Consider the following 25,272-nt stretch of genomic DNA (forward strand, 5'->3'; position numbering starts at 1 on the left):
CGCCCGCCGGTTGTTTCCCGGTGGGCGGGGCGTTGGCATGCCGATCAGTCCTGCCGGGGCCGGGCCGAGGCGTCTTCCGGGTTTTCCTGAGCGAACTTGACGGCGGGATCGTCCAGCAGTTCCTGCACGATCGAGGCGTGCATCTCCGGGGGCAGATCGCCCGGGGTGGCGATGCTGGCCTCGGCAGCCACCGGGACGAGCGCGGGCTCCTCGCGGCGGTTGGAGCGGATCGCGCCGAGCAGTCCGATCACCCCGAAGAAGATCAGGGCGCCGGCCACGATCCAGCCCACGGCGGGCAGGTGGACCGTGATGACCCGGGAGATCGCCCACCAGAAGGCGACACCCAGGAAGATCAGGCCGAAGGTCAGGGAAACGCCATCCATGCGGTGCGGCTTCATCGGGCCACCTCCAGGTTGCCGGTGTCCAGACGCAGGTCGAGCTGGAGCTTGCCGCCGCCGGGTCCCTCGGTGCCGAGGTCGGTCACGGTCTGGCGCCCCGAGTCGGAGCTGGAGCTTTCGGTGCCGAACAACACGGTACGGATTCCGCCGCCCGAGACGTCGACGGTGGCGTCGACCTCCGGCGGGAGCAGCACCCGCAGCTGCCCGAACTTCATGTTCACCCCGGTGATCTGGTCGGCGCCGGCGAAGTCGACGTCGCGCAGGTCGAGGGTGACGTTGCCGAAGGTGAAGTCGTACTGATCGGCGAGCTCGGTCAGGTTCGCCGGCCGGTAGACGCTGTCGCGGAACTCGCCGCCCCAGCGCTCGGTGCCGGTGGAGACGAACAGTCCCAGGGTGGCGATCAAGGCGAGAGCGATGAGGCCGCGAGCCCGGCCGAACCAGGCGCCGACGATCAGGCCGAGAGCGATGGTGGCCAGGGCCGCCGCGAAGTATGCCGAGACCGCCACGCTCAGGCCGGCCATGTCGAGCACGGCGATCAGGCCCATCACCACGACGACCGCGAAGAAGGTCAGGCGGCCGAGCACCGAGCGCTCTTTCGGCGGCTTCGGCGGCTTCGGGGGCTTGGGCGGGATCGGCGGCACGGGCGGGATGGTGGCTGTCGCGTACGGGCCGTGCGGCGCGAACGGAGGACGGTAACCCTCGGCCGGCGGTGCCGGCGGGCTGAACAACGGCGGCTCGTATCGCGGCGGCTGGTAACCCGGCGGGGTCTCCGGCTCGGGGGCGTTCGCCGCCGGCGTCTCCGGAACCGGCGGCGTGAACGCGAGCGTCGGTTCCTCAGCGGGTGCCGGTCCAGGCGGAGCCGGAGGAGGCGGCGGGGGTGCCTGTGCCGGTCCGGTCACCCCGCCGCGCTTGATCAGCAGGAACGCGCCGAGGATCACGGCGGCGGCGAGCATGCTGGCCCGTGCGCCGGAGTTCACGATGAAGGCGAAGGTCAGCAGCGCGGCGCTGCCGAGCAGCACCACGGAGAGCGGCGCCATCCCGGAGTGGCCCTTGCCGAGCAGCGACTCGACCGGCGAGGCGGTGTCGCCCTCGGACGGGATGACGAGCCAGCCGATCAGGTAGAGCAGCACGCCGGTGCCGCCGAGGATGCCGAGCACACCGAGCAGCACCCGCCACAGCATCGGGTCGGTGTTGGTGGCCCGGGCGAGGGCGCCGCAGACACCGGCGACGTATCGCCCGTTGCGCGGCCGCACCAGTTGCTGGCGGGCGAAGGCGGCGCCGGCGTTGGCGAGCCAGGGCGGCACGTTCGCGCCATACGGCGTCTCGGACGGCGGCGGATCAGAAGGCGGGGGAGAGGAAGGTGCCGTGGCGCCCTGTGGACCGGCGCCCGGCGTGGAAGGCCCGCGGGACTCGGCAGCTTCGTCGTTCATGCTTCGATCGTGCTCGACTCGTCACCCGAGTTGCTTCCGGAACCGACCCTGAGGCCACCCTGAGATCCGGGCGCTCCTTTTCCCAGGGTGGTAACCCGTGGCTCCCGGCGGCGGGACGTGTGACGATCGAAGGGCAGGAAGGGAGAAGTGCGATCACCACCACCGCCGTACCTCAGCCGCGCCGGTTGTACCGGCCGCGTGACCACCGCATCGTCGCGGGTGTCGCCGCCGGACTGGCGCGCCACCTCGGCCTGCCGGTGCTGGCGGTCCGCATCGCCCTCGTGGTCCTTCTGGGCTTCAACGCTCTAGGCCTTCTTCTGTACGCCGCGTACTGGGCAGTCCTTCCGCAGGAGGCCCGTGGCAGCGACGAGGAGCCGGCCCCACGTGACCTTTCCTCGCTGGCGCCGTTCGCCGCGATCGGTCTCGGTGTGGTGCTGCTGCAGGCCCTGGTCTTCGACGATCAGGTGGCCACCACAGCCGGCTGGATGATCGCGGTGATCGCGGTCGGCGCCGGCGTGATCTGGCATCAGTCGGACCCGAGCCGCCGCGGCGGCGACGCCGACTACAACATCGCCTCGACACCGTGGCTCGCGGCAATCGTGTCCGAGAATGATCGGCGCTCCTTCATCTTCCGCTTCATCGGCGGCGGCATCCTCGTCGCGGTCGGCCTGATCGGTGTGGTCGCGGTCTACGCGCCGGACAACTCGATCGCCGCGGTCTTCAACGGCGTGATCTTCGCGTTCGTCGGACTGGCCGGGGTCGGCGTGGTCGTCGCGCCGCTGCTCTGGCGTACGTTCGGCCAGTTGCGCGCCGAGCGCGAGGGCCGGATCCGGGAGCAGGAGCGCGCCGAGCTGGCCGCGATGATCCACGACCAGGTGCTGCACACGCTCGCGCTGATCCAGCGCAACTCCGCCGACATCAAAGAGGTGCAGCGGCTCGCCCGCGGCCAGGAGCGCAGCCTGCGTAACTGGCTGTACAAACCGGCCGCCTCGCCGACCGAGCGGTTCGCGGCGGCGCTCGAGCAGGCCGCGGCCGAGGTCGAGGACACCTACGCGATCACGGTGGAGACCGTGGTGGTCGGCGACACCCAGTGCGACGAACGTGTCGCGGCGCTCGTCGCGGCCGCTCGGGAGGCGCTTGTCAACGCGGCACGTCATGCTGGTGTGCAGACCGTCTCCCTCTACGCCGAGGTGGAGGAGGAAGAGCTGAGTGTCTTCGTCCGGGATCGCGGCGCCGGGTTCGAGCTGGACGGCGTGGCGGAGACACGGCACGGCGTCCGGGGGTCGATCATCGGGCGAATGCAACGCCACGGCGGGCGCGCCGAGATCCGTAGCGCGCCCGGCGACGGCACCGAAGTGCGGCTGATGCTCTCCGTTTCGAGGGAGAGCGTGAGCGCTGGTAAGGAGCAGGCACGATGACCGAGCCCGTGGTGGAGCAGGCGGCCGGCAGGCTGACCGTTTTCCTCGTCGACGACCATGCGATGTTCCGCGCCGGGGTGCGCGCCGAGCTCGGCGCGCACGTCGACGTGGTGGGTGAGGCGAGCACGGTGGCCGAGGCGATCAGCCGGATTCAGGCGATCCGCCCCGATGTGGTCCTGCTCGACGTGCACATGCCCGATGGCGGTGGCCGCGCGGTGCTGGAGACGATTCGGCGTACCCATCCGCAGGTCCGCTTCCTGGCGCTGTCGGTCTCCGACGCGGCCGAGGACGTGATCGGCCTGATCCGGGCCGGCGCGCGTGGTTACGTGACGAAGACCATCTCGCCGGACGAGCTGGCCGCCGCGGTCCGCCGGGTCGCCGACGGTGACGCGGTGTTCAGCCCGAGGCTTGCCGGTTTCGTGCTCGACGCCTTCGCCTCCCGGCCCGACGTGCCGGTCGCCGACCCCGAGCTGGACCAGCTGACCAACCGCGAGCGCGAGGTTCTGCGACTGCTCGCGCGGGGTTACGCATACAAGGAGATCGCTAAAGAGCTGTTCATCTCCATCAAGACCGTGGAGACGCATGTTTCCAACGTGCTGCGGAAGCTGCAGATGAGCAACCGCTACGAGCTGTCACGATGGGCCGCTGACCGGCGCCTGGTCTGACCTCCGCCTCCCGTCGCCGAACTTCAACCGTTTCGCCGCTCTGGGTGTCCGAGCGGACACACGCAGGCGTACGCGCAGCTCAGGCCGGTCGAATCCGGCGAAAGAACGATCTTTGGGTCTGCGTACGGACGTAAACGGCTAATATCGGCTTGATAACGGCGCTCATTGGTTTCCGTGCCTCTGTGTCACAGTGGCAGCTACTCACACAACCCCTCGTGAGCGCCCCTGAAGGAGGCACTCCCATGCTTGGGAAAAGCCCATGGAAGATGGCGGTCGGAGCGACCGCCATCGCCTTGTTGGCCGCCGGTTGCGGTAGCGGTGACTCGGACGAGTCGTCCGGTACTTCCAATACTGTGGTTATCGGTATCGCCGAGCCCCAGCACCTGATCCCGTCGAACACGACGGAGTCGAACGGTGCTGAGGTTCTGAACTCGCTGTTCTACCCGCTGGTCGACTTCGACGCCAAGAACAACCCGACCCCGGTCGCGGCCGAGTCGATCACGGCGGACAAGACCAACACGACCTGGACCGTGAAGTTGAAGCCCGGCTTCACCTTCCACAACGGCGAGCCGGTCATCGCACAGAACTACGTCGACGCCTGGAACTACGGCGCCTACGGTCCGAACGGTCAGGGCGGTTCCTACTTCTTCTCGAGCATCGCCGGCTACGCCGACCTGCAGAGCGAAGACCCGGACGGCGAAGAGGGCCCCAAGACGGCCCCCGACCCCAAGGCCAAGAAGCTCTCCGGTCTGAAGGCCGTTGACGACAGCACCCTCGAGATCAAGCTCGCGGCGCCGTTCGCCAGCTTTGCCTCGCTGCTGGGCTACACCGTCTTCTACCCGCTGCCGAAGGCCGCCTTCTCCGCTGACGGCGTCATCGCCGAGGGCTTCGAGGACGCGATCATCGGTAACGGCCCCTTCAAGATGAAGGGCAAGTGGGAGCACGACGCCCAGGTCGTCGTCGAGAAGGTCGCCGACTTCAAGGGCCAGGTTCCGAAGGTCGACGGCATCACCTGGAAGATCTACCAGGACGACGCCGCTCAGTACGCTGACCTCGTCGCGGGCAACCTCGACGTGCAGACGCAGATCCCGATCGAGAGCCTCGCGTCGGCGTCCGCCGACCTCGGCGACCGGTTCCAGAAGTCCCCGAACTCCGCCTTCCAGTTCGTCGGTTTCCCGACGTTCCAGAAGGAGTTCCAGGACGTCCGGGTGCGTCAGGCCATCTCCATGGCGATCAACCGCCAGGAGATCACGGACCAGGTCTTCCTCGGTTCGCAGACGCCGGCTACCTCGTTCGTTTCCCCGGTGGTCGCGGGTTACCGCGAGAACACCTGTGGCAAGAACTGCGAGTACAACCCGACTGAGGCCAAGACGCTCTACACCGAGGCCAAGGGCCCGGCCGAGCTGAAGATCACGTACAACGCTGACGGCCCGCACAAGGCGTGGGTTGACGCGACGTGCAACCAGATCAAGGCTTCGCTCGGCGTGAACTGCACCGGTGTCGGTGAGCCGAAGTTCGCCGACCTGCTGACCAAGGTCGAGAAGAAGGAGCCGGTTGGCCTCATTCGTCTCGGCTGGCTGATGGACTACCCGCTGATGGAGAACTACCTCGGCCCGCTGTACGCGACCGACGGTTCCTCCAACTACTACGGGTACAGCAACACCGCCTTCGACGACCTGGTCGCCGCGGGTCGCTCGGCCGCCACTCCGGAGGAGGCCATCGCGAAGTGGCAGGCAGCTGAGGATATCCTCGCGAAGGACATGCCGGTGATCCCGCTGCGCAACGGTCAGAACGTCTTCGGCTTCTCGGAGAAGGTCACGAACGTGAACGTCGACCTCTTCCAGAAGGTGAACCTGTACGAGATCGAAGTAGTCAGCTGATTTAACCGCTTGAACGGTGGTGGCGTCACGGAGCATGTGAAACCGTGGCGCCACCGCTGCGTTAGCCTGCGTTAACCCCAACCTCCTCGTCGCCGTGCTCACGAGGCCGGCGCTCTTCCGCGGAAGAGGCTAGAACCCGTATGTTCCGCTACATCGTGCGGCGCCTACTGCAGATGGTCCTGACATTCTTCGGGGCTACATTTGTGGTTTTCGCGCTGACGTTCGCCAACCAGGACGACCCCCTCCAGGCGTTGGCGGGCGAACGCCCCATCACTGAGAGTCAGCGTCTTGCGCTGACCGAGCGTTACCACCTGAACGAGAGCTTCCTCACTCAGTACTGGTACTACATGAAGGGCCTGCTCACCGGTGACCTCGGTACGTCGCTGACGGGTCAGAAGATCTCGGCCATGCTCGCCAACGCGTGGCCGGTGACGGTGAAGCTCGCGCTGCTGGCGATCGTCATCGCGGCGACCATCGCGGTGACCGCGGGCGTCTACTCCGCGATCAAGCGGGGCGGTCTCTTCGACAACGTCACGCTGATCGCGACGCTTGTGGTCCTGGCGATGCCGATCGTCGTGCTCGCGCCGCTGGCGCAGCTGATCTTCGGTATCAAACTGGGCTGGTTCCCGCCGACCGCGACACGGGACGCCTCACTCTGGGACCTGCTGCTGCCGGCCCTGGTGCTGGGCAGTCTCGTCATCGCCACCGAGCTGCGGGTCACCCGTACCTCGGTCGTCGAGAATCTTCGTGCCGACTACGTGCGTACGGCGCGGGCCAAGGGCCTGACACGCCGGCGCGTCATCTGGGTGCACGTGCTGCGCAACTCGCTGATCCCGGTCGTGACGCTGATCGGCGTCGACCTGGGTGGCCTGATGTCCGGCGCCATCGTGACCGAGAAGATCTTCAACATCCCCGGCGTCGGCTTCAACATCGCCCGCGCGATCACGACCGAGGACGGCCCGCTCGTGGTCGGCTTCGTCAGCGTGCTGGTGATCATCTTCTTGGTCGTGAACCTTCTCGTCGACCTGTTGTACGCCGCCCTCGACCCCAGGATCCGCTATGAGTGACCCCAACGCCATCACCGCCGTCGAGGTGCCCTCGCCACAACCGCAGGGCCCGCGCGGACGACGGGGCAAGTCCGACAAGCCACGAAGCCTTGCCGGGGATGCCTGGATCGACCTCCGCCGCAACAAGATCTTCTGGGTGTCGGTCGTCCTGGTGGCCGTCATTCTGCTGATGGCGGCCTGGCCGACGCTCTTCACCTCGGCTGACCCGCGTGCCTGCACGCTGGCCAACCAGCACGGCGGCGCCAGCGGTACGGCGTACTTCGGGTACGACTTCCAGGGCTGTGACGTCTTCGCGAAGACCGTCTACGGCGCCCGGAACTCGATCATCGTCGGGATCCTGTCGACGCTGCTCGCCGGCGTGATCGGCCTGTTCTTCGGGCTCGCCGCCGGTTACTTCGGCGGCTGGGTGGACGCGGTCCTGTCCCGTGGTGTCGACATCATGCTCGGTATCCCGTTCCTGCTCGGCGCGATCGTGCTGTCGAACCGTCTGGTCACCGAGAAGTCGGACGGTGTGCTGGCGGTGACGCTCACGCTCGGACTGCTCACCTGGACCTCAGCGGCCCGGGTGATGCGTTCCGCGGTGATCGCGTCGAAGAACCAGGACTACGTGGCGGCCGGCCGGATGCTCGGGGCGACCCCGTACCGGCTCATGGCGCGGCACATCCTGCCGAACTCGATCGCGTCCTTCATCGTGGTTCTCACGATCCTGCTGGGCACGAACATCGCCAGTGAGGCGACCCTGTCGTTCCTCGGCGTCGGCCTGAAGAACGACGCGATCAGCTGGGGCATCTCGATCTCGGAGGCTTCGCCGTACGCTCGAGTGGCGACCGAACCGCTGGTCTGGCCGTCGATCTTCCTCGCCGCCACCGTGCTGGCCTTCATCATGCTGGGCGACGCCATCCGCGACGCCTTCGACCCGAAGTTGCGGTGACCCTGTGACTGATATCAAGGCGCAAATGGACGTCGTACCCGGCGTCGATCCGCGCGCACCTCTCCTCGAGGTGACCGACCTGCACGTCGAGTTCCGCACCCAGTACGGCGTAGCCAAGGCCGTCAACGGCGCGAACTTCTGGCTCTCCCCGGGCGAGACCCTCGCGATCCTGGGTGAGTCAGGCTGTGGCAAGTCCGTGACCGCTCAGGCGATCATGGGCATCCTGGAGAGCCCTCCCGGATACATCACCAAGGGTTCGATCATGTACCGCGGTGTCGACCTGCTCGGCATCCCGGAGGAGCAGCGCCGCAAGGTGCGCGCCAACCGGATCGCGATGATCTTCCAGGACGCGCTCTCCGCGCTGAACCCGGTCTACACGGTCGGTTTCCAGCTTGCCGAGCTGTTCCGCATGCATCGCGGCATGTCCCGGGCGGAGGCCAAGCGGCGCTCCATCGAGCTGCTCGACCAGGTCAAGATCCCGGGTGCGAAGGACCGGATCAACGACTACCCGCACCAGTTCTCCGGTGGTATGCGTCAGCGCGTCATGATCGCCATGGCGCTGGCGCTCGATCCCGAGGTGCTGATCGCCGACGAGCCCACCACGGCGCTCGACGTCACCGTGCAGGCGCAGATCATGGGCCTGCTCGCGGACCTTCAGAAGCAGCGCAACATGGGCCTCATCCTGATCACGCACGACATGGGCGTGGTCGCCGACGTGGCCGACCGGATCTCCGTGATGTACGCGGGCAAGGTCGTCGAGGAGGCGCCGGTCTACGACATCTACGCGCGTCCGGCCCACCCGTACACCCGTGCCCTGCTCGAGTCGATTCCCCGCCTCGACATGAAGGGTCAGCAGCTCAACGTCATCCGCGGCCTGCCGCCGGCGCTGACCGACGTCCCGCGTGGATGTGCGTTCAACCCCCGCTGCCGGTACGCGAAGGACGCGTGCCGCCAGGACCCGCCGCCGCCGGCCTACTCGGTCGCGCCGCACCGTACCGCCCGCTGCCACTTCTTCCGGGAGGTCCTCGGTGAGTGACGTCGTTCTCGAGACCAAGAGTCTCGTCAAGCACTTCCCGATCACGCAGGGCATCGTCTTCAAGACGAAGGTCGGCGCGGTCCGCGCGGTCGACGGCGTCGACATCCAGCTTCGCCGCGGCGAGACCCTGGGCGTCGTCGGCGAGTCCGGCTGCGGCAAGTCCACGCTGGCGAAACTGCTGGTCGGCCTGGACAAGCCGACCTCCGGCTCGATCATGGTCCGCGGTCAGGACATGGTCCGGCTGAAGGGCAACGAGCTTCGCAGGGCTCGCCGCAACATCCAGATGGTGCTCCAGGACCCGTACACGTCGCTGAACCCGCGTATGACGGTCGGCGACATCATCGGTGAGCCGTACGAGATCCACCCCGAGGTCGTACCGAAAAAGGGCCGGCAGCGTGCCGTGCAGGACCTGCTCGACACGGTCGGTCTGAACCCGGACCACATCAACCGTTACCCGCACCAGTTCTCCGGCGGTCAGCGCCAGCGCATCGGCATCGCCCGCGCGCTTGCTCTCAAGCCCGAGATCATCGTCTGCGACGAGCCGGTCTCCGCGCTCGACGTGTCGATCCAGGCTCAGGTGATCAACCTGCTGGAGCGGCTTCAGGACGAGTTCGGCCTGTCCTACATCTTCATCGCGCACGACCTGTCGGTGGTCAGGCACATCTCCGACCGCGTCGCCGTGATGTACCTGGGACGGATCGTGGAGCACGGTTACGACCGCGAGATCTACGAGCAGCCGACCCACCCGTACACCCAGGCCCTGCTCTCCGCGGTGCCGGTCCCGGACCCGCGCCTGCGCGGCCACCGCGACCAGATCGTGCTCGAAGGCGACGTGCCCTCACCGGCCAACCCGCCGTCAGGTTGCCGCTTCCGGACCCGCTGCTGGAAGGCGCAGGACATCTGCTCCCAGCAGGACCCGGCGCTGCAGCTCCGCGACCGCTCGCCCCACCCGAGCGCCTGCCACTTCGCCGAAATCCGCGACGTGGTCCACGGTCGCTGACCGAAAACGACCACGGCGGCGGTCCAGCTTCTTGGACCGCCGCCGAGTCTTTTAAAGATCGAGTGCCGGTCGCGTCGGGGAGTGACCGCCTTCGGTCCGGTTAAAGGCGGGTGGGCGGGGGTGCAGATCGCTGCTGCCCCCTTGGGCGTGGCACCGGTCGCTGGCCGCTACGTGTCCATCCTGCGACCAGCCACCGCGCCACCGCGCCACCGGGCGACCGGGTGACCGGGTGACCGGGTGACCGGGTGACCGGGTGACCGGGTGACCGGGTGACCGGGTGACCGGGTGACCGGGTTGACCGGGCGACCTGATTAAGCGGTTGCGCCCTTTTCCTGTCAGCTCAGTTTCCAAAACCGCGCCCGTCGTGTGTCGAGTTGCGGTGCGCCTAGCGCCCCGAAGTCGGCGCACACGATTCGGGGCGCGAGTTCCGGCTTCCGTTCCGGCCGGCGCGGCGTCGGCCGAGACGGGGGCGCACGCATGCGGCCGGTAGCCGGGACAAGGGCACACGCAAGCGGCCGACGACGTAGACGAGCGCGCACGTTATCCCTGCGTGTGCGTCCATCTCGGCTATAGCGGTGATGAGGTCGCACCGAGCCACTGTGTGTGACCTCATCGCGCCCATCGCCTCGTTAGGTGCGGCCTCGTCTCGCCGATCACGGCATTTCGTGCGATCCCGTCCCCGCCGAGAGCGGCGAACGGGGGTAGGGGGCCTGGCGGTTACAGGGGTCCGCGGCCTGAGCGCAGCAGCAGGAGTGCCACCTGGGTGCCGTCCGGGCCCAGTGCGCTGCGGAAACGCTCGACGATCTCGCGCTCGCGCGCCAGGACGAGGCGGGTGCCGCCGCTGGCCATGCGGGTCTTGCCGACCTCCTGAGAGAGGCTCGCGCGCTCCAGCCAGAGGTCGATGATCGCCTGATCGATCGCGTCGATGCGCTCACGTTTCGCGCGGATCTCCGCAGCGGCGGGCGCCGCGCCGGCGCCGGTCTTCTGGTCCAGATCCTCGCCGGTCGTCTGCCCAGCGGTCTGGCTGCTCTGCTGGCTGCCCGTCTGGCCGCTTTGCTGGTCCACCGTCTCGGCGGTCATGTCGTGCTCCTCGGGTGCTCGCGCCCCGGTCGACCCGGCCCGGGCAGCAGCAAGCCCCGAGCTGGAAGGCCCGGGGCTTGATGTAGGTCTGTGGATCAGACGCGACCTACGGCTGCCGGACTTCCGGTGCCGTAGTAAAAAAATCGCGCCCGCTGGATCACGAGCCGAGTATGCCCCGGTCGCGGACCAGCTCGCAAGGAAACCGCCCGAACCGTGGGACACCGTGCTCCGGGCGTACCGAAAAGAGCCGGAAGCAAGCCGCCCACCGCGACCAAAGGCACACGGTGGGCCCGCGGCTCGGCGGGATGAGGGCACACGGTGGGCCTGCGGCTCGGCGGGATGAGGGCACACGGTGGGCCCGCGGCCAAGGGGGATGGGAACCCACCGTGGGTTCCCATCCCCGTTGGTCAGGGCGTGGTGCTGATGCGGTTGGCAAGGCCGGGGGCGATCGGGCCGGTGGCGAGGTGCGCCACGAGGGCGTCCACGTCGAAGCCCGGAGCGGTGACCCGGCCGGTGCCCTGCGCGAGGTAGCTGAAGCCGTCGCCGCCGTTGGCCAGGAAGTCGTTCGTGGTGACCAGGTAGCTGGCGGCGGGGTCGATCGCCACGCCGTTGAGTGCCAGGTTGCTGATCTTCGAGCCGGCGGCGGCCGAGGCGCTCCAGGTGTATGTCAGGCCGGCCGAAACCTGGAGGATGCGCTGGGCGGTCTGGCCGCTGAAGCCGACGAACTGCTGCTCCAGCACGTTCTTGATCTGCGCGCCGGTGAAGGTCTGTGTGACCACCAGGTTGTTGAACGGCTGGACGGTGAACGCTTCGCCGTAGGTGACCTGGCCGTACGCCTCACCGCCGGACGTCTGGTCGGCGTCCAGGTCGGCGCGGATGCCGCCCGGGTTCATCAGCGCGATCTGGGCCCCGCCGGCAGACGTGTACGCCAGCTGCGCGTCGGCGATCACGTCGCCGAGCGGGCTCTCGCCGGCCGGGGTGGTGGCCCGGACGATGTCCGCGCTGATGCTGCCGACGATCTTGTTGGCGATCGGGGCGACGGCGGTGCGGTACTTGTCGGCCACCTTCTTCGCGGCGGCGTCGACGGTGTCCGGGTTGCGCAGGTACGCCCCAGCCGCGTCACGCAACCAGCCACCCTTGCCGTCCGAGACGCCGTTCTCGACGATCACGTTCTTCGCGGTGATCTCGGTGAACCGGCCGGTCCGCTTGTCCAGCGAGTAGTCGATGTCGGTCACGATCTGGCCGTTGGTGCCGGCACTGGTGACGACCGTGTCGGCGCCCTTGCTGTTCGGCAGCTTGCACGAATAGAAGCGGTGCGTGTGCCCGGAGATCACGATGCTGATCTCGGGGTTGAGGCCCGCGACGATCGGCACGATCGGCCCGGTGAAGCCGGTGCAGTCCGAGACGCCCGGCGTCGGGGTGGCCGTGCCCTGCGAGCCACCCTCGTGCAGGAGCAGCACCTGGGCCTTCACGCCGAAGAGCTTGAGCAGGTTGCTCCACTTGTTCGCGGTCTCGACCTCGTCGGTGAAGCGCACGTTCTGGATGCCGGCCGGGTTGACGATGCCGGGGGTGCCCTCCAGGGTCATGCCGATGAAGCCGACCGGCACACCGCCGATGTACTTGATCTCGATCGGCGGCAGGATCGGCAGGTTCGTCTTCTTGTCGATCGTGTTCGCCGCGAGGTAGCTGAACTCGGCGCCCCCGAAACCGTCGCCGTCCTGGCAGCCGTCGGTCGGGTGGCAGCCGCCGCGCTGGATGCGCAGGAGCTCGGTCACGCCCTCGTCGAACTCGTGGTTGCCGACCGAGCTGACCTGCAGCCCGATCTCGTTCATCAACTCGATCGTCGGCTCGTCGTGGAACGCGGCGCTGACCAGCGGCGTCGCGCCGATCAGGTCACCGGCGCCGGCCGTGATCGTCTGACGGCCCTCGGCCGTCGCCTCGGCGCGCAGCTTCTTCAGCCAGGTCGCGAGGTATTCCACCCCGCCGGCCGGTGTGCTGGTGCCGCTCGCGTTCACCACCGCGCCGCTGCCGGTCGGTGGGTCGATCGCTCCGTGGAAGTCGTTATAGCTCAGGAACTGACCCTTTACGACCTTCCCCGTGGGTACGCCGAACGAGGCGGAAACCGGGTTGAACTCGGCCGGAGGGGCGGCGACCGCGACCGGGGCAGCCGGCAGCGCTGCGAGTGTGGCGACGGCGGCCAGCGCGGCCGCCGGTAGGGCGAGACGCAACCGTTTCATGGGGTCCCCCGATCGGAGTGATTTTTTGGCCGACCTGGACAGCCTGGTGGATCAGTTGATTCATCGCTACCACTTCGCGGTGACAAATAGATTGTTTGCGACCGATGCGACGGGCGGGTCGGCGGAGAATTCTTGTCGGGGGGTCGGCATACACTTGCTCCCGCGATGCGACCTTCCTCAGAACCTGCCGAAACCCTGTTCTCCATGCCTGCTGGCCGGGTGCCGGATGGGCCCGCTGGCCGGGTGCCGGATGGGCCCGCCGTGCGGGTGCCGGAGAAGCCTGCGCGGACGAGCGCCCAGCCCGCCGCGCGGCCGAGCCCACGCAGGCTCGACCCGGAGGCCCTGCTCGACGGGCTGAACGGTCCTCAGCGCGACGCCGTGACCCACTCCGGGACACCGCTGCTGATCGTGGCCGGCGCCGGCTCGGGTAAGACCCGGGTGCTGACGCACCGGATCGCGTACCTCTTGGCTGAGCGTGACGTGCATCCCGGGGAGATCATCGCGATCACCTTCACCAACAAGGCCGCCGGCGAGATGAAAGAGCGGGTGGCCGAGCTGGTCGGCCCGCGCGCCCGGCTCATGTGGGTGTCCACGTTCCACTCGGCGTGTGTGCGGATCCTGCGTGCCGAGCACGAGCACGTGGGTCTTAAGAGCACGTTCTCGATCTACGACGCCGACGACTCGCGCCGTTTGATGCAGCTCGTCGCCCGCGAGCTCGACCTGGACCCGAAGCGTTACACCGCCCGCGGCCTGGCCGCTCAGGTGTCCAACCTGAAAAACGAGCTGACCGACCCGCAGGAGTTCAAGGCCAAGGCGACCGGGCCCAACGAGCGGGCCGTCGCCGAGGCGTACGAGCTTTATCAGCGTCGGCTGGGCGAGGCGCACGCGCTGGACTTCGACGACATCATCATGACGACGGTGCACCTGTTCCAGTCGCACCCGCTGGTGGCCGAGGCTTACCGGCGGCGGTTCCGGCACGTGCTGGTCGACGAATACCAGGACACCAACCACGCCCAGTACACGCTGATCCGCGAGCTGGTCGGTCTCGACCAGTCGGCCGAGTTGCCGCCGTCCGAGCTCTGCGTGGTCGGTGACGCCGACCAGTCGATCTACGCGTTCCGTGGCGCGACCATCCGCAACATCCTGGAGTTCGAGCGCGACTACCCGGACGCCCGGACCATCCTGCTGGAGCAGAACTACCGCTCGACGCAGACCATCCTCTCCGCGGCGAACGCGGTGATCGACCGCAACACCTCCCGCAAGCCGAAACGGCTCTGGAGCGACCAGGGCGCCGGCGAGCAAATCGTCGGTTACGTGGCCGACACCGAGCACGCCGAGGCCGACTGGGTGGCCCGGGAAATCGACAGGCTCAGCGACAACCACGAGGTGCGCCCCGGTGACGTGGCGGTGTTCTACCGGACCAATGCGCAGTCGCGAGTGTTCGAAGAGGTGTTCATCCGCGTCGGCCTTCCCTACAAAGTGGTCGGCGGAGTGCGCTTCTACGAGCGCAAGGAGGTCCGGGACGCCCTGGGCTACCTGCGCGCGATCGTGAACGACGACGACACCGTCAGCATCCGCCGGGTGCTGAACACTCCTCGCCGCGGCATCGGCGACCGTGCCGAGGCCTGCGTCGAGGCACTGTCCTCACGCGACCGCGTCTCGTTCGGCCAGGCCCTGCGCCGGGCGAAAAACGCGCCGGGCATCTCGACCCGCTCGGCCAACAGCATCGCCGACTTCGTGCAGCTCCTGGACGACCTGCGGGAACTCGCGAAAACCGCCCCGCCCGAGGAGGTGCTGGAAGCGGTCCTGCAGCGCTCCGGCCTGCTCGGCGAGCTGGAGGAGAGCCTCGACCCGCAGGACCAGGGCCGGGTGGAGAACCTTCAGGAGCTGGTGAGCGTCGCCCGGGAGTACACCGAGCGCGTCGAGTCATTGGCCGAGGAGGAGGACGCGCAGGTGGCTACCCTCGCGGGCTTCCTGGAGCAGGTGGCCCTGGTCGCCGACGCCGACCAGATCCCCAGCGACGACCCCGACCACCAGGGCGTGGTCACCCTGATGACGCTGCACACGGCTAAAGGCCTGGAGTTCCCGGTGGTCTTCCTGACCGGGCTCGAGGACGGCGTCTTCCCGCACATGCGGGCGCTCGGCGACAACACCGAGCTGGAGGAGGAGCGCCGCCTCGCCTACGTGGGGATCACCCGCGCCCGGCAGCGGCTCTACCTCTCCCGGGCGGTGACCCGCTCGGCGTGGGGCCAGCCGCAGTACAACCCGCCCTCCCGCTTCACCGACGAGATGCCTCCCGAGTTGCTGCGGTGGGAGCGCACCGGAGGGTCGTACACGTCCTGGTCCGGCACCGGCGGGGGCGTGGGTGGTCGCGCTGGGGGAGACCGCCAGCGCGGCGGCGGCTTCGCCGGGGGTACGCCCAAAGCCCAGCGCATCGCCGAACGCCTCGGCATCGACGCCAGCAAACTCGCCACGGCCAGCGACCTGAAATCGGTGCCGAAGGTGGAGCCCGGCGAACGGGTCAACCACCAGCGGTACGGGTTGGGCCGGGTGCTCGCGGTGGAGGGGCACGGCCCGGGCGCCCGAGCCCAGATCGACTTCGGCGACCAGGTGATGTGGCTCGTGCTCCGGCACGCACCGATCGAAAAGATCTAGCCGGCGCAGCCGGAGATCTCGACGCCCTGTGCGTGCATCCAGGCGGTCGGCTCGATCGGGTTCTTGTAGTGCCCCTTGTGCACCTCGAAGTGCAGGTGCGGGCCGGTCGAGTGCCCGGTCGAGCCCTCCAGGCCGATCCGCTCGCCGGCCTTGACCTGCTGGCCGGCGACGACCAGGACCTCGGACATGTGACCGTAATGGGTCAGGTACCCGTTGGCGTGCTGGATCAGCACGGCGTTGCCGTACCCGCCCTCCGGTCCGGCGGTGATCACGACGCCCGCGCCGGCGGCGACGATCGTGGTGCCGAACGCCGCGGCCAGGTCGACACCGGCGTGCAGACGGCCCCAGCGGGGTCCGAAGCAGGAGGTGACCCCGGCCGAGGGGATCGGGTGCACCCACGCCGCATTGGAGCCGGTGCCGGTGCTGGCCGCGGCCCCGGTGATGGCGGCCTTCGCGACGACGGCGGGGCGCTTCTTGAGGCGGACTGCGGCCCCGGTCGGCGTGGCTGATTCCTCGGCCAGCCCGAGCCCGAGCCGGCCCGCGTGCCCGGAGCCGGGCTCGGTGCTGCGCGGGAACTGTTTGCCAGGGGCCTCGTCGCCGGGCGGCGCCACGATCGGCGCTTCGGCGTACGGATGTGAGGCGGTGACGTGGGCGATCGGGTTCGGCACAACGTTCGGCACGACGTTCGGCACGACGTTCGAAACGACACTTGGCACGACATTCGGCGCGGCTGATGCGGCGACACCGGCGGCGCCCACTCCGGCGACGATGGTGGCGCTCAGCGCGGTGACCGAGAGCGCGGTACGGCCCCGGGTGGCGAAGAGAGCGGGGAACGCGGGTGCGCGGTGACGATGCAGTCGTTCCTGACGGTGCCGTCCTGACTGCTGCCCCACGCGTGTGCCTCCCGACGGACGTGACTTTTTCCTGTCACGTTTCCTGTCGGCCTGGCGAGGCGGGTTCGTGAAGCCTGAGGGCGCTTTTCTACCGGAATGCAACCGGGCTGAGTTTGATCACCGGCTTGCCGGGTAGCAATCGATATGGCGGGGAAGGTCAGGAAGCCGCTTCGGCAGCTGCGAGGCCCGCGTACACCGATTCGATCTGAAGCTTGATGTCGACGCCGCGTTCCTTGAGGAAGACGATCGGGTCGACCGGGGTGCCCTTTTCGTGGATCTCGAGGTGAAGGTGCGTCCCGTACGAGTATCCGGTGTTGCCGACCTCGGCGATGACCTGGCCGGCTTTCACCTCGTCGCCCTTTTTCACCAGCAGGCGGCGCGAGTGCGCGTAGATGATCTCGGTGCCGTCGTCCTGCAGGACGGTGATCGAATAGCCGTAGCCGCCGTTGTAGCCGGCGCTGGTCACCGTGCCGGCGTGAACCGCCTTGTACGGCGTCCCGTCGGCGGCGGCCAGGTCGATGCCGGCGTGCAGCTTGCCGAAGCGAACCCCGTAGGCCGAGGTGAACTGGTAGTCGTCGAGGGGCAGAAGGTAGATGTCCTCCGCCGAGACATCGGCACTGACCTCTTCGGCGCCCTCTGACCGGTCGTTGCTCCGGGAGGCGCGGTTCGCGTCGTCGGTGCGGCTGTCCAGTGCGTCGGCCGCGATCTGCGAACTCTTGAGGTTCTGCAGGACCTCGGGGCTGACGTCTTTCGCGTCCGGGAGGTTCGAGGCGGCGCCGAGAGCGACGACACCGGCGCCGACGAATGCTGAAGTGACAACCGCGGCGTAACGGCTGCGGGGAGGGGTCGGAACACGGCGACGGCCGCGATATCGATCGGGCTCAGACGACAAGCGCTGGCGCACGAACAACCCTCCGGTCAGTGGCATTGCGGCGGCATCACGCACCAGGAACAACGGTGAACGGTGGCTTGCCGGGCCATCGCTTTGGAGTGAACCTGTGCGACAGCCGTGGGCCACGGTAACGAAACGGCAGCCGAGTCACAAGTCGCAGCGCCATTTTCCTGACAGTTCCTGGTCAGGGTTGATCAGTGATTGTCCGAATTGGTTACCTTTCCAGGTTGGTGATATGGCGACGGTGTGTAATGGCTCGGATTGCAGAAAGTAATGTGACCCGAGGAACTATTTCGTCAGCCACCCGCCCGGGCTGACCGCTACCCTGCTCCGGCGCTGGGGGGTTACCGTTCGTTCAGGTGACCGCGGGGGCTGCCCGTACCAGGCGCTCGGCACCGGGGTCGGAGCCCGAAGGGGTCAGGATGCAAGCACGGATCAGAGTCGTGGTGGCGAAGCCCGGACTGGACGGGCACGACCGCGGCGCCAAGGTTGTGGCGCGGGCGTTGCGTGATGCCGGCATGGAAGTCATCTACACCGGGCTGCATCAGACGCCCGAGCAGGTGGTGGAGACCGCGATTCAGGAGGACGCCGACGCGATCGGTCTCTCGATTCTCTCCGGGGCGCACATGACGCTCTTCCGGAGAGTAATTGAGCTGTTGGCGGAACGTGATGCACAGGACATCGTCGTTTTCGGCGGAGGCATCATTCCCGAGGACGACATCAAGGAATTGGAAACACTCGGCGTAGCGAAGCTATTTACTCCGGGTGCGACCACCGGATCCATCGTCGAATGGGTTCGCGCCAATGTCGCCACCCCGGTGTCCTGAACGACAGGACCCCTGGTGGCACCGGCTGCCACCGCAAGGGGAGAGGCCGGACGCACCCCTCACACGTCCGGCCCCTCTATGCGCGATGCCCCGCCGCCACCCCTCGACCGACAGGGCATCGGCCGCTTTCCTTGCGGGCGCCTGAGCGCTCCGACATCACACTCAACGACGTCCTTCTCAGCCGGGTTACGCACGGCAGCGTGGCTTTTTCCGTTCACTCTCCCGTGCATGCTGATCTTGATTGGATCGATCTACCGAGCCCCTGTGGACGACCTGTGGACAACGCTTCGCGAGTTCTCTGTGTGCACACCGTGCACGACCGTCCCAAGCGCCCAGGAGCTGCGTTTTCGTACCTCTGGTGTGTGGTCTTGCACACCGCGCACCCGCGCGCTCACAAGGGTCCAAACGGTCGCTAGTCTGCGGATGACGACCGTTCCGTAATCCTGCGGAAGGTCGAACGATCCTCACGCTGGCGGCGCAGCTGCGACGCGCCGCGCACACAGGTCGGGACGCAACGGTGCGGCTTGCCGGCGCTTGGCGTCGCGAGCGAAAGGAGACACGTGGACCTGTTCGAGTATCAGGGGCGCGACCTGTTCGAACGGCACGGGCTGCCCGTGCTGGGCGGCGGCGTCGCCGAGACCCCGCAGGAAGCCCGGGCCATCGCTGAGCGGCTGGGCGGCAAGGTCGTCGTCAAGGCGCAGGTGAAGGTCGGTGGCCGCGGCAAGGCCGGCGGCGTGAAGCTGGCCGACGGCGCGGACGAGGCCGAGGCCCGCGCGACCGACATCCTGGGCATGGACATCAAGGGCCACACGGTCCACAAGGTGATGCTGGCCGAGACGGCCGACATCAAGGAGGAGTACTACTTCTCCTACCTGCTGGACCGGGCCAACCGGACCTTCCTCTGCATCGCCAGCGTCGCCGGCGGCATGGAGATCGAGACCGTGGCCGAGACCGACCCGGACCGGGTCGCCAAGGTCGCCATCGATGCCAGCAAGGGCGTGGACGAGGCCAAGGCGCGGGAGATCGTCACCCTCGCCAAGTTCCCGGCCGACGTCGCCGAGCAGGTCGTCGACATCGCGGTGAAGCTGTGGCAGGCATTCGTGGCCGAGGACGCCCTGCTCGTCGAGGTCAACCCGCTGGCCAAGGTCGGCGACGGCCGCGTGCTGGCGCTCGACGCCAAGGTCACTCTGGACGAGAACGCCGGTTTCCGGCACCCCGACCACGAGGCTCTCGAGGACAAGTCCGCCGTCGACCCGATCGAGCAGGCGGCCAAGGACAAGAACCTCAACTACGTCAAGCTCGACGGCGAGGTCGGCATCATCGGCAACGGCGCGGGCCTGGTCATGTCGACCCTCGACGTGGTGGCGTACGCGGGCGAGCGGCACGGCAACGTGAAGCCCGCCAACTTCCTCGACATCGGTGGTGGCGCCAGCGCCCAGGTGATGGCGAACGGCCTGGAGATCGTCCTCGGCGACCCGGCCGTGAAGTCCGTCTTCGTCAACGTCTTCGGTGGCATCACCGCCTGTGACGCGGTCGCGAACGGCATCATCCAGGCTCTCGCCCTGCTCTCCGAGCGCGGCGAGGCCGTCACCAAGCCGCTCGTGGTCCGCCTCGACGGCAACAACGCCGAAGAGGGTCGTGCCATCCTCGACGGAGCGAACAACCCGCTCGTCACGCGGGTCGACACGATGGACGGAGCGGCAGAGAAGGCCGCCGAGCTCGCGGCTGCGGGGAAGTGAACTAATGGCTATCTGGCTCACCAAGGACTCCAAGGTCATCGTCCAGGGCATCACCGGTGGTGAGGGCTCCAAGCACACCAAGCGGATGCTCGCCGCGGGCACCAACGTGGTCGGCGGTGTGAACCCGCGCAAGGCGGGCACGAAGGTCGACTTCGACGGCACCGAGCTTCCGGTGTTCGCCACGGTCGCCGAGGCGATCAAGGAGACCGGCGCCGACGTATCGGTCATCTTCGTACCGCCGGCGTTCACCAAGGCCGCCGTGCTCGAGGCGATCGACGCCGAGATCCCGCTCGCCATCGTGATCACCGAGGGCGTGCCGGTTCAGGACTCGGCGGCTTTCTGGTCGTACAACGTCGCCAAGGGTGAGAAGACCCGGATCATCGGGCCGAACTGCCCCGGCATCGCCTCGCCGGGTGCGTCGAACGCCGGCATCATCCCGGCCGACATCACCCCGCAGGGCCGGATCGGCCTGGTCAGCAAGAGCGGCACGCTGACCTACCAGCTCATGTACGAGCTGCGCGAGTTCGGCTTCTCGACGGCCGTCGGCATCGGTGGCGACCCGATCATCGGAACCACGCACATCGACGCGCTGAAGGCGTTCCAGGAAGACCCGGACACCGACGCGATCGTCATGATCGGTGAGATCGGTGGCGACGCCGAGGAGCGTGCGGCCGAGTTCATCAAGGCCAACGTCACCAAGCCGGTCGTGGGCTACATCGCCGGCTTCACCGCGCCGCCCGGAAAGACGATGGGCCACGCCGGCGCCATCATCTCCGGCTCGGCCGGTACCGCCGACGCGAAGAAGACCGCTCTTGAGGCGGCCGGGGTCAAGGTCGGCAAGACGCCGAGCGAGACCGCTCGCCTCATGCGCGAGATCATGAGCTGAAGCAGCACAAATGGCGCGCCGCCGGACAGGTCGAGAAGACCCGATCGGCGGCGCGCCGCTGTTTCTGCATCGCCGGAACCGCCGCGGCGTGAAAAAGTAGTCGCGATGCCCAGCACAACCGACCGGCCTGATGGCTCGGAAGACCCCTTCGCGGTCGCCGAGGCGCTGCCGTCTGTCGTGCGGGACACCGAAGCCGTGGAGATCGACCGCGACAGACCAGCCCGGGACACCGTGATCGTCGACGACGAGCTGCTCGGCCGCCGGGACACGGTTCGCCTGCCCAGCCAGCGCCGTCCCGCCGCGCCGCCGAAACGGGCGCCGATGGCGGTGGCGGCAGCGTTCGCGACCCTCTGGGCGGCGCTGCTGAGCTATCTGCCGATCGCGGCCGTGATCGGCCTGGCTCGCACCGTCGAGGGCGCCGGTGGCCTCGGAGGCGCCGCCAAGGCCGGGCTGGCCGGCTGGCTGCTCGGGCACGGACTGCCGATCGGCACCTCGATCGGCCCGCTCGCGGTCACCCCGTTGCTGCTCACCCTTTTGATCATCTGGCGGCTCAACCGGGCCGGGCTGCACGTCACCCGCGCGGTGGGCGCCCGCCGGACCGGCTCGATCGGCAAGGCGCTTGCTGTCGCCGGTGCCATCGCTCTCGCGTACGCACTGGTGGGAGCGCTGGCAGCGGTCCTGGCTGACGGTCGCGGCACGCAGATCTCGGCCGGCCGGGCCGCGCTGCATTTCTTCGTCATCGGCATCGCCGGGGCGCTGATCGGCTCGCTGCGCGGCACCGACGCCCTCGTCGCGCTGGCCCGGCGCTCCCCGCCGGTCCTGCGGCACGCGCTGCGGGCCGGGCTGGTCGCCGCGTTCCTCATCCTCGGCGCCGGAGCGGTCGCCGGTGGGCTCTCGGTCGCGCTCGGCGGCGGCCAGGCAGCCGAGATGATCGCGGCCTATCAAACAGGGGTGGCCGGCCAGGCCGGCATCACGCTGATCAGCATCGGGTACGCGGTGAACGCCTCGGTCTGGGCGGCCGCATATCTGCTCGGGCCGGGATTCGCGCTCGGCACCTCGTCGGCGATCAGCATCACCGAGGTCTCGGTGGGCCCGCTGCCGATGCTGCCGCTCGTCGCCGGCCTGCCGGAAGGCCCGGTCGGCGCGGCCGGCACGGCGTTGCTGCTGCTGCCGGTGATCGCCGGCGCAGCCGCGGGCTGGCTGCTCACCCAGCGCCTGCGGCACGGGCGCGGAGACGCCCGGCGGACAGCCCGGCGCGGCGGCGGTTCCGCGGACGAGCCGCCGTGGTCGCTGCTGATCGGCGCAGGTGTGCTCGCCGGCCCGGTCGCCGGACTCACGCTCGGCGTCTTCGCCTGGCTCTCCGGCGGCTCGCTGGGTGCCGGACGGCTCTCTCAGATCGGCCCGGACCCTCTTGCCATGGGTGTCGTCGGCGCGATCGTTGCCGGTGTCTCGATCGTGATCGGCGCGGCGGTGGCCCGGATGTTCCGGCCGTCGTCCCGCCGCGCCAACCGCTGATCAGATCAGGAATTATCCTGGATGTACTGATTCCAGTCGAAGTCCGACGGGAATGTGAAGGCCAGGATCGCGAACGCGATGCTCAGCAGCAGGCCGGCGATGCTGGTGGCGAGGCCCGCGATGGCTATGCCCCGGTTGTTCGCCAGGCCGATGTCGGCCTTTTTCTTGCCGAGCACGCTGAAAACCAGGCCGACGATGCTGAGCAGAGCGCTGACCGGCCAGCAGCAGGAGATCGGGATCGAGATGATGCCGAGGATCATCCCGGTGAGGCCGAAGGCGTTCTGTGGCTGAGCCGGAGGCCCGGCCGGCGGTCCGTAGGAAGGGGGCGGATATGCCACGGTTCATCTCCTCCACGTTTCGCTGCGGGCGCAAGCGTAATGGCGAAAATCTATCCTCGCTGCCCTGCAAACGGCGGGTCCCGGCTGCGGCGATAGGGTGCACAGGTGACTGACCCCGCGCCCGCCCGCCTGGTCGTCCTCATCTCCGGATCGGGCAGCAACCTGCAAGCTCTTCTCGAAGCGACGAAGGACCCGGCGTACGGTGCCGAGGTGGTCGCCGTCGGCGCGGACCGGGACGGCATCGCCGGACTCGATCACGCTACCGCCGCCGGCGTTCCGGTTTTCGTGGACTCGGTGAAGGCGTACCCGACCCGCGACGACTGGGATGCCGCCCTGGCTGAACACGTCGCCGAGCACCGGCCCGACCTGGTCATCTCGGCCGGCTTCCTCAAGCTGGTCGGCAAGAAGTTCCTGGACGCGTTCGGCGATCGGTACATCAACACGCACAACGCGCTGCTGCCGGCGTTCCCGGGCATCCACGGCCCGCGGGACGCTCTCGCGTACGGCGTCAAGATCGCCGGGGCGACGCTCTTCTTCGTCGACGCCGGCGTCGACACCGGCCCGATCATCGCCCAGGTCAGCGTTCCCGTGCTCGACGACGACACGGAAGAGACACTCACCGAGCGGATCAAGGTGGCCGAACGAGCCCAGCTGGTGGATCACGTCGGCCGGCTGGTCCGGGACGGCTGGACCATCGAGGACAGAAAGGTACGGATCCCGTGAGCACGTCTTCTGACGAGGGACGTCGTCCGATCAAGCGGGCGCTGCTGAGCGTCTGGTACAAGGACGGCATCGTCGAACTCGCCCAGGCGCTGCACGCCGCCGGTGTGGAGATCGTCTCGACCGGTTCGACCGCCGCGACCGTGGAGAAGGCCGGCGTGCCGGTCACCCGGGTTGAGCAGCTCACCGGCTTCCCGGAGGTCCTGAGCGACCGGGTCAAGACGCTGCACCCGCGCGTGCACGCCGGTCTGCTGGCCGACCTGCGGCTCGAAGGCCACGTGCAGGAGCTGCGCGAACTCGACATCGAGCCGTTCGATCTGCTGGTCAGCAACCTCTACCCGTTCACCGAGACGGTCGCGTCCGGTGCCGGCGAAGAGGAGTGCATCGCCAAGATCGACATTGGCGGACCGGCGATGGTCCGGGCAGCCGCCAAGAACCATGCCTCTGTCGCTGTTGTCACGGCCGTTTCCGCGTACCCACTGGTCCTGGAGGCCTTGACGAACGGCGGCTTCTCGCTGACGCAGCGCAAGCTGCTGGCAGCTCGCGCTTTCGCGGACATCGCGGAGTACGACGTGGCGGTGGCGAACTGGTGTGCGACAGTGCTGGCGCCGTCCGAGTGGCCGGAGTTCGCCGGGCTCGCGCTGCGTCGGACCTCGGTTCTTCGGTACGGGGAAAACCCGCACCAGCAGGCCGCGCTGTACTCCGACGCCGAGGCGCCGGTCGGGCTCGCCCAGGCCGAGCAGCTGCACGGCAAGGAGATGTCCTACAACAACTACGTCGACGCGGACGCCGCGTGGCGCAGTGCGAACGACTTCACCGAACCGTGTGTGGCGATCATCAAGCACGCCAACCCGTGCGGCATCGCGATCGGGGCGGATGTGGCCGAGGCGCACCGGAAGGCGCACGCGTGCGACCCGGTGTCGGCCTTCGGTGGCGTGGTCGCGGTGAACCAGCTGGTCTCGCTGGAATTGGCGCAGCAGCTCTCCGAGATCTTCACCGAGGTGATCGTGGCGCCGGCCTTCGCTCCTGAGGCGCTCGCGCTCTTCAAGGAGAAGAAGAACCTGCGTGTGCTGGTCGCACCGGCCTGGAACCCGCCGCCCGCGGAGATCAAACAGGTCGGTGGCGGTGTGCTGGTGCAGATGGCCGACCGGATCGATGCTTCCGGGGACGACCCGGCGAACTGGACGCTGGCAACCGGCTCGCCGGCGTCACCCTCACTGCTGGCGGATCTTGCTTTTGCCTGGCGGGCGATTCGCAGCGTGAAGAGCAACGCGATCCTGCTGGCGTCCGGTGGGGCGACAGTGGGTGTGGGCATGGGGCAGGTGAACCGGGTCGACTCGGCTCGGCTCGCGGTGTCGCGGGCGGGTGCGGAGCGGGCTGTGGGGAGTGTGGCGGCTTCGGACGCGTTCTTCCCGTTCCCGGATGGGCTCGAGGTGTTGATCGAGGCCGGGGTCAAGGCTGTGGTGCAGCCGGGTGGCTCGATCCGGGACAACCTGGTGATCGAGGCGGCGGAGAAGGCTGGGTTGACGGTCTATTTGACGGGGACGCGGCACTTCTACCACTGACGAAGTCGCGGCTCGCGGTTTTGGCGAGCCGTAGCGTATGTAGGTCATCCGGCCCGATGACCTACGTGAGCTACGGCTCGCGCTTGGCGTTTTGGGCCGG

Annotated in this window: 21 protein-coding genes; 14 read left to right on the forward strand and 7 right to left on the reverse strand. The window is 68.3% G+C overall.

Annotation, left to right across the window (positions count from 1 at the left end):
* Positions 1 to 44: 44 nt before the first annotated feature.
* The gene (locus ACQP2E_RS03335; protein WP_433828403.1) at positions 45 to 398 is read right to left on the reverse strand and encodes a hypothetical protein; all 354 of its coding nucleotides are present in this window, start codon (positions 396 to 398) and stop codon (positions 45 to 47) included.
* The gene (locus ACQP2E_RS03340) at positions 395 to 1,828 is read right to left on the reverse strand and encodes a PspC domain-containing protein (protein WP_433828404.1); all 1,434 of its coding nucleotides are present in this window, start codon (positions 1,826 to 1,828) and stop codon (positions 395 to 397) included. Before ACQP2E_RS03340 ends, ACQP2E_RS03335 begins: the two co-directional genes overlap by 4 nt.
* Positions 1,829 to 2,013: 185 nt before the next feature.
* On the opposite strand from ACQP2E_RS03340, the gene ACQP2E_RS03345 reads away from it, so the two are divergent.
* The 7 genes from ACQP2E_RS03345 (at position 2,014) to ACQP2E_RS03375 (ending at position 9,825) form a co-directional block, all read left to right on the forward strand.
* Positions 2,014 to 3,246 carry a PspC domain-containing protein gene (locus ACQP2E_RS03345; RefSeq protein ID WP_433833748.1) on the forward strand — a complete coding sequence of 411 codons (1,233 nt, stop codon included), beginning with the start codon at positions 2,014 to 2,016 and terminating at the stop codon, positions 3,244 to 3,246.
* Positions 3,243 to 3,911, forward strand: a complete 669-nt coding sequence (locus ACQP2E_RS03350) for a response regulator (protein ID WP_433828405.1) — start codon at positions 3,243 to 3,245, stop codon at positions 3,909 to 3,911. Before ACQP2E_RS03345 ends, ACQP2E_RS03350 begins: the two co-directional genes overlap by 4 nt.
* A 242-nt stretch (positions 3,912 to 4,153) precedes the next feature.
* Complete coding sequence (locus tag ACQP2E_RS03355; RefSeq protein WP_433828407.1) at positions 4,154 to 5,791, forward strand: peptide ABC transporter substrate-binding protein; 1,638 nt, start codon at positions 4,154 to 4,156, stop codon at positions 5,789 to 5,791.
* A gap of 140 nt (positions 5,792 to 5,931) precedes the next feature.
* On the forward strand, positions 5,932 to 6,858 hold the full coding sequence (locus ACQP2E_RS03360) for an ABC transporter permease (RefSeq protein ID WP_111648421.1): 927 nt from the start codon (positions 5,932 to 5,934) through the stop codon (positions 6,856 to 6,858).
* On the forward strand, positions 6,851 to 7,789 hold the full coding sequence (locus ACQP2E_RS03365; RefSeq protein ID WP_433828408.1) for an ABC transporter permease: 939 nt from the start codon (positions 6,851 to 6,853) through the stop codon (positions 7,787 to 7,789). The genes ACQP2E_RS03360 and ACQP2E_RS03365 overlap by 8 nt, the downstream gene beginning before the upstream one ends.
* A 25-nt stretch (positions 7,790 to 7,814) precedes the next feature.
* Positions 7,815 to 8,825: an ABC transporter ATP-binding protein gene (locus tag ACQP2E_RS03370; RefSeq protein WP_433828409.1), complete on the forward strand. Its 1,011-nt coding sequence runs from the start codon at positions 7,815 to 7,817 to the stop codon at positions 8,823 to 8,825.
* Positions 8,818 to 9,825, forward strand: coding sequence for an ABC transporter ATP-binding protein (locus ACQP2E_RS03375; protein WP_433828410.1), 1,008 nt, complete (start codon positions 8,818 to 8,820; stop codon positions 9,823 to 9,825). Before ACQP2E_RS03370 ends, ACQP2E_RS03375 begins: the two co-directional genes overlap by 8 nt.
* 717 nt (positions 9,826 to 10,542) lie before the next feature.
* Here the strand turns inward: ACQP2E_RS03375 and ACQP2E_RS03380 are convergent.
* Entirely contained in the window at positions 10,543 to 10,905 is a 363-nt protein-coding gene (locus ACQP2E_RS03380) for a chorismate mutase (protein WP_433828411.1), read from the reverse strand.
* Positions 10,906 to 11,312: 407 nt separating this feature from the next.
* Positions 11,313 to 13,142, reverse strand: coding sequence for a bifunctional metallophosphatase/5'-nucleotidase (locus ACQP2E_RS03385; RefSeq protein ID WP_433828412.1), 1,830 nt, complete (start codon positions 13,140 to 13,142; stop codon positions 11,313 to 11,315).
* Between the two features lie 204 nt (positions 13,143 to 13,346).
* Here ACQP2E_RS03385 and pcrA point away from each other — a divergent pair, with 204 nt between their 5' ends.
* Entirely contained in the window at positions 13,347 to 15,797 is a 2,451-nt protein-coding gene (gene pcrA, locus ACQP2E_RS03390; RefSeq protein ID WP_433828413.1) for a DNA helicase PcrA, read from the forward strand.
* Here the strand turns inward: pcrA and ACQP2E_RS03395 are convergent.
* Both ACQP2E_RS03395 and ACQP2E_RS03400 read right to left on the reverse strand, forming a co-directional pair.
* Positions 15,794 to 16,690: a M23 family metallopeptidase gene (locus ACQP2E_RS03395; RefSeq protein ID WP_433828414.1), complete on the reverse strand. Its 897-nt coding sequence runs from the start codon at positions 16,688 to 16,690 to the stop codon at positions 15,794 to 15,796. The genes pcrA and ACQP2E_RS03395 overlap by 4 nt on opposite strands.
* A gap of 157 nt (positions 16,691 to 16,847) precedes the next feature.
* The gene (locus tag ACQP2E_RS03400) at positions 16,848 to 17,594 is read right to left on the reverse strand and encodes a M23 family metallopeptidase (protein ID WP_433833750.1); all 747 of its coding nucleotides are present in this window, start codon (positions 17,592 to 17,594) and stop codon (positions 16,848 to 16,850) included.
* A gap of 410 nt (positions 17,595 to 18,004) precedes the next feature.
* Here ACQP2E_RS03400 and ACQP2E_RS03405 point away from each other — a divergent pair, with 410 nt between their 5' ends.
* From ACQP2E_RS03405 to ACQP2E_RS03420, 4 genes are all read left to right on the forward strand, one after another.
* Positions 18,005 to 18,409, forward strand: a complete 405-nt coding sequence (locus tag ACQP2E_RS03405; RefSeq protein ID WP_433828415.1) for a cobalamin B12-binding domain-containing protein — start codon at positions 18,005 to 18,007, stop codon at positions 18,407 to 18,409.
* Positions 18,410 to 18,969: 560 nt separating this feature from the next.
* Positions 18,970 to 20,148 carry an ADP-forming succinate--CoA ligase subunit beta gene (sucC, locus tag ACQP2E_RS03410; RefSeq protein WP_433828416.1) on the forward strand — a complete coding sequence of 393 codons (1,179 nt, stop codon included), beginning with the start codon at positions 18,970 to 18,972 and terminating at the stop codon, positions 20,146 to 20,148.
* 4 nt (positions 20,149 to 20,152) lie between these two features.
* Complete coding sequence (gene sucD / locus ACQP2E_RS03415; RefSeq protein ID WP_433828417.1) at positions 20,153 to 21,034, forward strand: succinate--CoA ligase subunit alpha; 882 nt, start codon at positions 20,153 to 20,155, stop codon at positions 21,032 to 21,034.
* 105 nt (positions 21,035 to 21,139) lie between these two features.
* Positions 21,140 to 22,549 carry a cell division protein PerM gene (locus ACQP2E_RS03420; protein ID WP_433828418.1) on the forward strand — a complete coding sequence of 470 codons (1,410 nt, stop codon included), beginning with the start codon at positions 21,140 to 21,142 and terminating at the stop codon, positions 22,547 to 22,549.
* 5 nt (positions 22,550 to 22,554) lie between these two features.
* On the opposite strand, the gene ACQP2E_RS03425 is transcribed toward ACQP2E_RS03420, so the two are convergent.
* Complete coding sequence (locus ACQP2E_RS03425) at positions 22,555 to 22,887, reverse strand: DUF4190 domain-containing protein (RefSeq protein ID WP_433828419.1); 333 nt, start codon at positions 22,885 to 22,887, stop codon at positions 22,555 to 22,557.
* Between the two features lie 105 nt (positions 22,888 to 22,992).
* Here ACQP2E_RS03425 and purN point away from each other — a divergent pair, with 105 nt between their 5' ends.
* Both purN and purH read left to right on the forward strand, forming a co-directional pair.
* Complete coding sequence (gene purN / locus ACQP2E_RS03430) at positions 22,993 to 23,610, forward strand: phosphoribosylglycinamide formyltransferase (protein ID WP_433828420.1); 618 nt, start codon at positions 22,993 to 22,995, stop codon at positions 23,608 to 23,610.
* Entirely contained in the window at positions 23,607 to 25,172 is a 1,566-nt protein-coding gene (purH, locus tag ACQP2E_RS03435) for a bifunctional phosphoribosylaminoimidazolecarboxamide formyltransferase/IMP cyclohydrolase (protein WP_433828421.1), read from the forward strand. The genes purN and purH overlap by 4 nt, the downstream gene beginning before the upstream one ends.
* The last annotated feature ends 100 nt before the right edge of the window (positions 25,173 to 25,272 follow it).

This window comes from Actinoplanes sp. CA-015351, from assembly GCF_050955685.1.
Lineage (GTDB): Bacteria > Actinomycetota > Actinomycetes > Mycobacteriales > Micromonosporaceae > Actinoplanes.